Annotated in this window: 1 protein-coding gene; it reads right to left on the bottom strand. The window is 65.7% G+C overall.

Annotated elements, in window-relative coordinates; genetic code table 11:
* A partial coding sequence (locus tag A5708_RS17480) for an ArsR family transcriptional regulator (protein ID WP_231117942.1) occupies positions 1 to 500 on the bottom strand: 500 nt, incomplete at its 3' end.
* Between the last annotated feature and the right edge of the window lie 244 nt (positions 501 to 744).

The following is a 744-nucleotide window of genomic DNA, read 5'->3' as shown; positions in this document are numbered from 1 at the left end:
CGGCGCCGGGAAACCGCGGCCAGGGATTGGGGCCGAGTGCCGCTGAGGTCGATGTCGTATTCGTCGCGCATGACCCGGATGGCGTTGACGTGGAGCTGAGATTTCGGATGACTGCCGGCGCTTGCCGTCCGAATGCGGCCCTGGCCGCGCTTTTCGAGCAGCGCCGCGGCCATGGGTGAGCGCGCGCTGTTGCCGGTGCACAAGAACAACACAGCCCGCGGCGACCCCTTGGTAGGGAGCCCGGGCGCCAACGCCGGATGCAAATCGGCGGCGGCCTCACGAAATGCTTTGGCGCACTTCGTCAGGTCCAACCAGTAATAGGTGTCGCGGCCATCAAAGCTACTGCGTCGCGCATCGACCAGTCCGGCCGAACGCAACAGCCGCAAGTGATACGAGACCAGGTTCTGTGGCTCGCCGACAGCGGCAGCCAATTCCCGCACCCGGTGGTCCCCGGATGCCAGTTCGGTCAGCAGCGCCCACCGCAGTGGGTGCGCCGCCATCTGCATCAACGGTGGAACGTCCGCTCGATCGGCCGCCGCCATACTCCGGCACAATACATCAAATTGATTTGATAGGTTAGGCGTTACGCGAGGTGACGCAGGCGTGACCATTTCTCCGACTTCGAGGAGACCGAGTGTCCGGAAGCACCCCGATGAGCACCCCGCCGGCCGGCGGCGAACTGCGCCGGAGCCTAGGCGTTTTCGACGCGGTGGTGATCGGGCTGGGGTCGATGATCGGCGCCGG

Origin of the sequence: Mycobacterium colombiense (assembly GCF_001672755.1) — a bacterium.
GTDB classification, from domain to species: domain Bacteria; phylum Actinomycetota; class Actinomycetes; order Mycobacteriales; family Mycobacteriaceae; genus Mycobacterium; species Mycobacterium colombiense_C.
Note: the sequence above shows the minus strand (reverse complement) of the source record. Positions and strands in the feature narration are given on the sequence as shown.